Origin of the sequence: Dermacoccus abyssi (assembly GCF_003515945.1) — a bacterium.
Lineage (GTDB): Bacteria > Actinomycetota > Actinomycetes > Actinomycetales > Dermatophilaceae > Dermacoccus > Dermacoccus abyssi.
On the sequence record NZ_QWLM01000029.1, the window covers coordinates 1 to 10,097 of the forward strand.

Below are 10,097 nucleotides of genomic sequence, written 5' to 3' on the forward strand. Positions count from 1 at the left end.
TTGGCGGATCCACTTGTGCAGCGTGACGGGGTGGATGTCGAGTTCGTAGGCGACCTGCGTCACTGGCCGCCCGGAACGGGCCAGGGCGATAGCTTGCTGACGGAACTGGACGGGGTAAGCGCGAGGCATGCTCGTGAGCCTTCCACCCAGGCCTTCGTGTAGCCAGATTTTGTGGAAACCAGGGTGGGGGTCACGTCACGATGTCACCTATCCGTGCAGCAGTCCCCTTGCGGTGTCCTTCGAAGGATGGCGGACGCGCACTGCTGGCAGGCCTAGAAGACGGAGATCTGGGTCCTTTCGTCTGAAGACCCCCGGTACGTCCTGACACTGTTCAGGCGGAGTTCCCTAAGGCAATGGCGCAGGGATGGCACGTCACCGACGTGCAGAGTCACTCCTCAGGGAGAGCGCAGAGGTGACCGTCCTTGACGATCCATCCGTTGCGAACCGCCCACGCCAAGACCGCTTCGAGTCGGCTTTGCACGTTCGATCCCAAGCGGGAGATCCCGAAGGTTCGCATTGTGGCCCGATGAAGAGCCGGCACGCTCATCGCCGGGTACTCACTCAGCGCAAGAATCATCGCGTTCGTGAGTTCCGCTCTCGAAATCTCCGTCACGCTCCGGTGGGGGACTGAGCTCTGCCGCACCAGGTTGTAAGCGTCAGGCGTCACGTCCTCGGGCCACACGAACGTCAGGCCGTTCTCTGCCCGGGCCTGGGTCCTTGGCACCAAGTTCAGAACGCTGCCGTGGCGCAGGCTACTGACTCGCTGCACTCCGTAGCTGCGCCCGACGATAGTGGCCAATCGCCAGGATTCGATCGGGCCCTCAGCGGCAACCACACGTCGAACGGTTTCCCTGACTCGTGCCTTCGCATGCGGTTCAGTGAGGTCGGACAAAAGGCCTTCCTCGAGCGTTTCGGTCTCCCAGGGGATGAACTCCTCGAGGAGGATCTCGTCGGCGCATCCCGCTTCTGTGTTTGGCTCCTCATCATCCGTTGATGCGAAGGATGACTGCGGGAACTCGCTCGGGCCATCCGATGCCGAGTAAGTGTGTTCGTCAGGCTCGATATCGGACCCCTCGGAAAGCTCTGGAGCCACCGATTCAGGCGGTGCCACCGTGAGTTCCCCGACCTCGTCGAGGCGCGCAGACATCGCTGTGTGCATCCGCGTCAGTGGAGCGTCGAGTACGGCAGGCTGACTCGGCTCGAATGAATTGGTGGTCGGAGCGCCCTCGCCTGTGTGAAGATCCAGTTCCTCATGCAGGACCGCGTTGACCTCGTCTGCCGACACTTCGGCCGACTCGACTCGAGACTCAGCAAGCTTCGCCGACGCGTCAGCACAGGCCTCGTCGATCCGGGCCAGCACGCCAGCCTCGTCCGCGATCCACTCGGGGAGCCACACACGCTCGACTCGGGGCCACTGCATGACCTTGCCCAGGACCATCTCAGGCAATACTTCTCGGTCGCTGACGGTGGCGCGCTCAGCCCATTCCTTTCCGTCGAGGAGCAGGGCGACCCACGCTTCTGAGCCGGGCCGGCGTACGGCGAGATCGACCTTGAACGAACTCGTGCCGACTCCCTCGCGGACCTCGAGACCCGACTTCGTCAGGGCTTCGACGAGACTGCGGCGGTACGCGTCCGGGGCCAACCGGGCAATCGCACCCTCGACGGCCGACTCGTCGCCTCGGGCGAATTCCATGTAGGCGCGCAGGTCGTGCAGCCCGACGGAGCGGGTACGAGACAGGTCGATGTCTTCGGGTTGGAACGAGGCGAGTAACTTCACCTTCTTCCGTGCTCGCGTGATCGCGACATTCAGACGGTGGTGACCGCCCGTTCGCGTCAAAGGGCCGAAGTTGAGGCCGAGGCGGTTCGTCTTTTCGTTGGGCGAGAACGCGAGCGAGAACAGGATGACGTCACGCTCGTCTCCCTGGACGTTCTCCAAGTTCTTGACGAAGAGCGGGTCCTCATCACGGTTCATGGCTCGACGAACGGCGCCCTCTTCCTCTTCGAACATCTCAGTGAGAAGGTCGCGCTGCTGTGAGTTCAGGGTGACGATACCGATGGACGTCGAGGGGTCTCGCCGAAGCAGTTCCTTTACTTCCTCGAGGATGGCCGTCGCCTCGACCTTGTTCGTGCGCGTGCCACCGACACCTCCGTCGAACTGACCTCTGACGAGTTTCATCGACACCGCACGCTCACCGGAGTCGGACGGCGGAGCAGGGAAGCTCGCAAGGCGGTCGTGGTAGTAGGCGTGGTTGGAGAAGGTGATGAGTGATTCGTCCTGACTGCGGTAGTGCCAGGTCAGCCACAGTCGCCGGATGTTGGAGTCGACGCACTCGCTCAGAATTGATTCCTGATCGGATGGAACGAGGAGATCTTCCTCGGTCGCACTGTCGTCGTCCTTGTCGGAGTTGCTCACTGCGAACATCGACGTGGGAGGCATCTGCTCGGAGTCGCCCACGACGATCGCAGCCTTGGCACGTCCCAGCGCTCCGACGGCGTCGGCAACGCGGATCTGCGACGCCTCGTCGAAGATGACGAGATCGAACGGCTCGACATCGGCCGGTACGAAGCGGGCCACGTTTGCCGGGCTCATGAGGAGACACGGCGTGAGGCGTCGGAGTGCGGGGGAATGCTGGGCGAGGAGTTCTCGGATCGAGCCGCCCCGCTTGCGTTCGAACTCTCGGTGCAGGGCCGCGAGATCCTTGCTCGGTCGGCGTGTGTCGACCGCGTGTGCTTGGCGGACCAGCGCGGGGAGGGCTGTCGGAGCGGCCTTGCGGGCACTGTCCGACTCGCGAGCGAATTCCTCGATGCGTTGCATACGGCGTTTCGCGTTGAACCGCTCGAGCCCCGCGCTGTCGAGGCGCTCGGCGCGCACTGCATCAGCGATCTCGGCGTCGACTGCATCACGCACATTCGCTCTACCGTCGTCACCGCGTTCGAGGCGCTCGATCAAGCCGTCGAGCCCAATGCGTCGCAGCTCGGCGAGTGATCCTTGCGCAGCGGCCACACGACGGAGCTCGCCGAAGCGATGGGTTTGTGCAGCTTCCTGCCACGCGGGCAGGGTGTCGAGGACGGCCGCGGCCAGTCCTCGGCCCTTGCACCACGTGTTGATCGTGTCCTCGTCCGCCCATGAGGCTCTCACGAAGGCGGCTCCACGCCAGAGTGAACGGCTCGAGAGCCTCGAAGTCACGGCGGGGATCGGTTGCCGGCGCCGGAGGTTGTCGACGTACGTCTCGAGTGCTTGAGGGTTCTCGAACGAACCGCGGGCGACCCGCAATTGTTCGAGGTAGGCAGCCATCTGACGTGGGATCTGACCGCCCATGTGGGGGTTTCCCCCGCCCGGGAGTAGCGCCTCACTACGACGGCGAAGGTTGTTGGCTTCACCCTGGAAGTGTTCGAGGTCGTTGAGGAAGGCGCGCAGATCGTGCGGTCGGGCCAGGTCCGGTCGCATCAACGCGGCAATGTTTGCTTCCGCGTTCTCGACGAGTCGCTTCCGCTTGAAGACACCGGCTGCATGGGCCGCGTTGAGCTCTTCGCGCAAGCGGGGTACGTCGGCGTGATGCGCAGGCGCGGTGATCACCGAGGCGAAGTGCCCGTAGTGGGCAGCGAAGCGGTCCATTTCGCCGGCAAGGTGCTGCAACTGCGTCGACCAACTCGCGTCGTGACGTGACGCTTCGTCGACGAGGTTCTCCGGCAGCGAACTCAGGGTTGCGAGGAGGCCGGGGACGCGTCCCCATCCGGATTGTCCGGTGGCGCGCAGAAGCGCCACCAGTGCGGGAGAGAGCTGCAGCGCAGCAGAGTGCAAGGCTGCGACAGCGCGGGATACTGCGTCGGCGTCCAGGGGCGCTGCGCCGGGTCCGGCCAGACCCCACGGGCTTTCGGACAGGGGGCGGTCCAACTCCGAGAGGCGTTCCTCCGCACGGCTGACGTGATCGAGCGCGTCCTCGATACGCACCTCACCGCGAAGGATCGTGGCCGGGATCGTGACTGGAGCACGTTCGGACCCGGCGTGACGCAGCACGGCAGCCTGGGCTTGCCAGAGCGATAGGCCGGCCGGTCCCGCGCTGTGCAGCGAGAGCGGGTACGCAGCGAGTTCCTCGACGAGGCTGCGCGCCTTGCTGCGCGACTGCACGTAACGGGCATCGTCGCGGGGGACGTACTCCCACGCGTCACGCAGCTGCTTGCGCACCGACGACACGGTGAGATCCTTGCCGTGCAGGTCGAGGGTCAAGGCGCCGAGGCCGGCGCCCTTGAGTCGCCGGCGCACCACTTCGAGAGCCGCGGGCTTCTCAGCAACGAACAACACGCTCTGGCCGTCCGCGAGGCAGTTGGCAATGATGTTCGTGATCGTCTGGGATTTGCCGGTTCCGGGCGGCCCCTCGAGCACGAAGGTGCGTCCCGCACGTGCCCACCGGATGGCCTCCAGCTGTGATCCGTCTGCGGGCACCGGCAGGTGCTCTTCGGCCTCGGTAGCCTGCGTCATCTGCGGCTCGTCGACGGCGTCGCCGAAGGTGTCGTGCGGTGTCTCGATGAGGTGTTTGACGACTGGGTTATTCGCGTGGGTCTCCCAGTTGTCACTCACGTCGCGCCACATCTCCAGGGTCGAGAACTGGAGGATGGCGAGTCGGACGTCGGAGACGACGGCGAACGGCAACCCGTGAGACACAAGCGCCTGACGAATCGCTGTCAGGACACGGGGGACATCGATACCGGCGTCGTCGCGCGGCGGCGTCTCCAGGGCCGGTATGTCGATTCCGTGATCGAGTTTCAGCTTCTGGATGAGGCAGTAGTTCGGTAGGGCGACTTCGTCGCCCTCACGCACGAGCCTGTACGTGCCCTTCGTGCGTCCCTGTAGCTTGACCGGGAGCAGATACAGCGGGGCGTAGGCATCGTTACCGCGGGCGTCCGACCACTTGAGGGCGCCGATGGTGACGAACAGGCTGTTGCTTCCTGTCTCCTCGATCACCCGCTGTGCGTCGCGGCGAAGCTTGTCGAGCCGATTGCCCAGAGTGTCGTCGGTCATGAGGCCGTGGATGACGCGTTCCCTGGAGAGAATGCTTTCCACCGCAGCCTCGTCACGATCCCGAACAGAGGTCGCGCCGCCGTGGCTGAGGGGGTCGAGGCCGAGGCCGGCGCGGATGGTCAGGCTCTCGCCGGACGCGAGGACGTCTTCGAACGTCGGAAGTGATCGTTCGGGCACGTGGAGCCCGAGCCCACTGCGACCACTCAGCTTGAGCAAGGGGTTGCGGAAACTCAGGTCGAGCAGTGCGCTGCGCCAGTTCTGGACGCGCCGCGGATATGCAGTAGCCGCCGCGGTGGCTGTCGTCCCCGTCCACGACTCGTTCAGCCGCAGAGCGAGCGGGGCTGCTTGCTCGACCTCAAGGATCAGCAATCCGTTCGCGTCAGTACGAAGCCGCGGGAGGGGCTCGATGCGGCGACGGGCGGCCGCGACGTCGATGACGGCCCGGACGCGGTCGAGGTCACGTTCCCAGTACGACTCCGTGGCGGCCGTCGCCTCGCGGCGTGGCACATCGGCGCCCCGTTCGAACACCCCGAGATCGACGGGCACGAGGTACTGGCTGCGAGCCAGCGTGTGGATCATTTCTTCGTCCGTGACCGCAGGTTCGGACAGGGCGAAATCGGCCGTCAGGTATCCGCCGAAACCGCCGTCGTCGGTGAGCGTGATGAGTGGGTTGATGCCGGCCGCCTCGAGCGCGGAGGCGAAGAGCACCGCGAGGTCGAGACCCGTGCCCCCGTGGTTCTGCAGGGTTTGCTCCGGGCGCCGCACGCTGAAAGCTCCCGTGTCTGGGGCCGGAGTACCGGCTTCGTGTCGAAGACCTCGGGAGGCCAGCTCCGCGTAGATGGCATCGCCCATCGCCATGGCGTCGTTCGCCTCGGGAGCGACACGCCCTCTGGCCTTCTCCACGATGTCCGAGACGCCGGGGTCGTTCGGTGCGACGAAGGCGCTGATGAGTTCCGGGCGCGGCTCGAAGGCCCACTGGTCTCGAGCCAGGACCGTCATCTTTCCGCTGCCAGAGTGGGGGCGACCTCCGGAGATCATGCTCACCCTGAGGTCGACCGGCGTTGCGAGCGTTACTTCCGCGAAGGAGCGGCGCTCTGGCTTCCACGCGATGTCTGCAGAGCCGAGAGTCATGCCCGAGCCTGCAGGCAGGTCGATGTCGGTCAGCTGTGCGGCGCCAGGGTCGAGGGCCAAGCCTTCGACCTCGACGGTGAGGAGGTCGATCTTGGCGTCGTCAGTGCCGTCGTTGCTCCATGAGATTTCAACGACGGGATGCGCGCCCTGGCAGACCTGGGCAAAGCTCAGTGTTTCGGAGTAAATGGCCTCGACGGAGATCTCTCCGACGCGGAGTTGGACGCGTCGAAGGCCCTCTCCGAGGTCGTCACGGTCGTCCACGTCATCCCAAGAGCTTGTGCCGGACTCCGGCTCGGTCTCGAGAATCGGTGATTCCTTCAGGGTTGACGCTTCGGCGTCGGAGGGGAGCGTTACCTCTTCGGGCGGAGTGCTCGTGACGGCTTTTGCCGCGGTCGCAGGTGCCTCAGCGGGAGTCGAGATGGCCGGCGCTTGGCTGTTCGGTGCGGCCGCCGGCCTTTCAAGGGTCGTGTTCAGTTCCCGGATGCGCGGCCCGAGGTCGGCGTCCGGCAGGAGGCTCTCGCAGAAAAGACCGAGAGTGTCGAGGAAGCGACGCGCTTCAGCGTCGCTGAATTCCTGACGGGCGTGTGCGGCTCGGTTCAGCGACATCGTGAGTTCCCGCGCCCAGGCACTCTGCATCGGCTCAATGTTCGGGGAGAACGCTCGCCACTCGTGGGTGACGATGTTGAGGAGGAACCGAGGGTCGTCCAGTGACCGCTTGCGAGGGGTTCGCCCGTCCCGCGTGTCACGTGCTGCGTAGTACTGCTCCCATGTCACGCCTGAGTGGGGTGCGGTGTCCTCCACGAAGCGGCGAAGGGCTGGTACGAGCAGGTCGGCGCCACGCTGGACGATCTCAGCGGGGGTGGGGGACGACGTAGGAAACACGTTCAAGTTTCAACCATCCGGGGTCAGCGTGGGGCAGATCCTCCAAATTCAACCAAATCCTTTGCATCTTGGGGGCGTTGCCGCCAACCAGGACGCACGTTGGAGCGCCGCCACGACGTGGAATGGGAGGAGGCGAGCCGCGAGGTCTTTCACAACCGTTCAACTAGAGCCTCATTGGTGACATGCTGATCCGGATGTCCCGCTCTTCCACGACCCGAGGTGCCTTTTCATGAACGAGACCCCGAACTCTCACGAGGTGGAGCCCTTCGGCGACGAAGGCAACGTCGCCGTCATCGAAATTCAGCCTGGCGTCGGCCTGGTCGTCGGAGACCTCTTGCCCGAGGGCCTCGACGTCACGCCGCTGAGCTTGCTCGATGACTCGGCGCGCGACAAGGTCACGCACGCCGCCACGCAGGCTCTGGGATGGGCGAACGCGGGCGCTCAGGCGGCGCAGGGAGTGGTCGCGGCCCGTGGCTTGGTTCAGCTGGACGCAGCTACCGTCCAGGCGCTCAAGCAAGGAGCGACGCTCATGCAGAGTCAGGGCAAGACCCTGAGCGTCCTGATGAAGAACGGCAAGATCGTTGGACACGCCCGTTTCGTACCTGCGGCAGCCGGAACGGCCTCGACGATGGCGGCCAGCTTGGGGCCAGCCATGGTCATGCTCGGCATCCAGGCCGAACTCAATCGCCTTGCGTCGCTCTCGAAGCACAACATCGAGCTCACGCGTGAACTCCGCTCCACCATCAAGGATGGCGAGTGGAGCGAGACGGTGGGGCATCACCGTGACCTGCGCGAAGCCGTTGAGACTGCCATGCGAATCGGTGCCGTCAGCGACTCGGTCTGGCAGGGAGTCGCGCCGAAGCGAGGCGAGTTGCTTTCCCAGGTGGAACGCGCGAGCAGGGCTCTGAAACGCCTGACGCCGCAGTTGCCGCAGAAGAACAAGGACGCCAAGGAACGTCAGCAGTTCCTCGTGGAGCACGCAGAGGAGATGATCGGTGACGCTCAAGCCCTCGTGCGCGCCGTGGATGCTTTGACGATGTACCGGCTGCTCGAGGCCGGTAACGCGCACGCTCGCGCGGAGCAGGATCCGCGCGAGGCGAGCCGTCGTGACCACCTCGTCGAAGTGAGCCGTCAGTACGACGACGAGGCGAAACGGGAAGCGCGCGAGGTGCTTCGGGAACTGCGCGTGGAACTCAACGTTGCGGCCGGGCTCAAGGCCAACTGGTACGCGTTCGATCGCCGTCTGTCACGCAAGAATGCAACGGATGCTGCGCAGCTCGCGGGCATCCTCAATCAGATGGCAGAGCGGCTCGGCGATGCGACACCGCAGTACGAAGAACCGCGCTTCGAGGCATTGGAGCAGGCCACGGCTCCCTCAAGCCTCAGGACTGTTCTGCCGTGGCGCCTGTCTGACGACGAGCGTCTGCTCGGCGTCGCGGAGGTCGCGGACACCAGCGGAATCGGCGTCGGTGACATCGGTCGCCGTCGCTACCTGGCCATGACGGACCGTCACCTCTACGTCATGGTTCCTCGCGAAGTTGAGAGTGACGGAGTCGTGCGAGAGCCGATTCCGGCCGAGTCGATCCGGTACGTGCGAGTGCGCCCGGGCGACGAGAAGCAGCCACCACGTCTCACTGTCGCGACGACGGAGGAGGACTACTCCTTCGAATTCGGTTCGTGGGCCAAGGGAAGCGACAAAAGGGATGCTGCGGTGCAGTTCAGCAACCTCGTCGCGAGCCGGATGCACCTGCCTGCTGACGAGGTACCGGTGGTGCCGCCCCAGGAGTAAGCCTCGGACCCTACGATGACCCCCATGGCAGAAACGCTGGACAAGCCGTCCCTCGACGGAGTCGCCCCTGGGATCGTCGTCGTCATCCGTCCCAGTCGCCCGAGCTCCGCATGTTCGCTGGGCTGCAACGCTGCATGACTGAACAGGGAATCGCACCGGATTGGGACGGTCCGGAGAGGCCCCACGCCGTGGATGCTCGGCCGACGCCTTGGGCCCTGCACGCGTTGCAGGACGGTGAAAAGGACCCCTTCCACGGCTGGTTCCACGCCTCGGCGGCGGTTGATCCGACCTGGGATTCGCACCGGGGAGAGCCGCGGTGGAGTATCGATGCATCGTCGAATATCCCACGAGCGACGCTCATGCTCGGTGCGTTTTCCGGCTGGTACTCCCATCTCGCGCAGACACCGAAGGAACTGCCGAAGCGCTCCCGTTCCTGGCGGGTCGATGTTCTGATTCAGCCGTTCGGCTGGATGGGAACGTACCGTCAGTCGCGCGTCACTGGCCGTTGGTTCACAGGCCCTCACCGAGCCCACATGCTGGGCTACCCGCACCAGCACAGCGGATGAGCGCTCCCGAGACTAAGACGACCCCTGCCGGTTCTACACAGGTCCGCCTAGGGCGTGACGGCAAAGGCGGCAACCACGCACACGTTTGCTCGACCACAGGATATCGACACGACCCCGATCCCAATGTATTCGGCGGTAATGGTTCGCGACTCAGCTGATCCCGCCGCAGCGGGCGCGAGAGTGGCGGGGCCTGCGGTAGTGATCTCGTCAACATCGCTAAAACTATGGAGCGGCTCGGTAGCCTCGATCCTAGAAGCCATCGCGTACCGGACTCATGTGATGCGCCAGAGAAAGGAAACAAATGCACGCGAACTCACTGACGCCGCGCGAACTGTTCGAGAGCAAGACCCACTTCGAGATCCCCCCTTATCAGCGCCCATATGTCTGGAACGAGGAGAACCAGTGGGCGCCGCTGTGGTCGGATATCGAACGCGTGGCCTGTGAGCTCCTCGAGGAGAAAAGTGAGCAGAGGAGCGATGGCGGAGCTAGGCATTTCCTAGGGGCAGTCGTATACGAGTCGGGCTCAGCCGTCACGGGAGATGTTACGAGGCACACGGTAATTGACGGCCAGCAACGAATGACCACCCTCCAAATCTTGATTCGCGCTGTCGGTCAAGTCCCGGGTAGTGGTGTAGCGCTGCGTTCCTTCGTTGGGGTTGTTCAGGCGGTGATTGCGGGCAGGTCGTCAGCTCCGATCTGGGGTTCGGTG

Annotated in this window: 5 protein-coding genes; 3 read left to right on the forward strand and 2 right to left on the reverse strand. The window is 64.6% G+C overall.

Features of this window, described 5'->3' with window-relative positions; genetic code table 11:
* Both D1832_RS14680 and D1832_RS14685 read right to left on the reverse strand, forming a co-directional pair.
* Positions 1-129, reverse strand: a 129-nt coding sequence (locus tag D1832_RS14680; protein ID WP_147362738.1) for a transposase, incomplete at its 3' end; no start/stop codon positions are given.
* 259 nt (positions 130-388) lie between these two features.
* Complete coding sequence (locus D1832_RS14685; RefSeq protein WP_118915131.1) at positions 389-7,033, reverse strand: DUF4011 domain-containing protein; 6,645 nt, start codon at positions 7,031-7,033, stop codon at positions 389-391.
* 229 nt (positions 7,034-7,262) lie between these two features.
* Here D1832_RS14685 and D1832_RS14690 point away from each other — a divergent pair, with 229 nt between their 5' ends.
* The 3 genes from D1832_RS14690 to D1832_RS14700 form a co-directional block, all read left to right on the forward strand.
* The gene (locus D1832_RS14690) at positions 7,263-8,822 is read left to right on the forward strand and encodes a hypothetical protein (RefSeq protein ID WP_118915133.1); all 1,560 of its coding nucleotides are present in this window, start codon (positions 7,263-7,265) and stop codon (positions 8,820-8,822) included.
* 134 nt (positions 8,823-8,956) lie between these two features.
* Positions 8,957-9,388 carry a hypothetical protein gene (locus D1832_RS15195; RefSeq protein ID WP_147362740.1) on the forward strand — a complete coding sequence of 144 codons (432 nt, stop codon included), beginning with the start codon at positions 8,957-8,959 and terminating at the stop codon, positions 9,386-9,388.
* 301 nt (positions 9,389-9,689) lie between these two features.
* Positions 9,690-10,097 (forward strand): DUF262 domain-containing protein (locus D1832_RS14700; protein ID WP_147362741.1); only part of this gene is annotated, 408 nt, incomplete at its 3' end.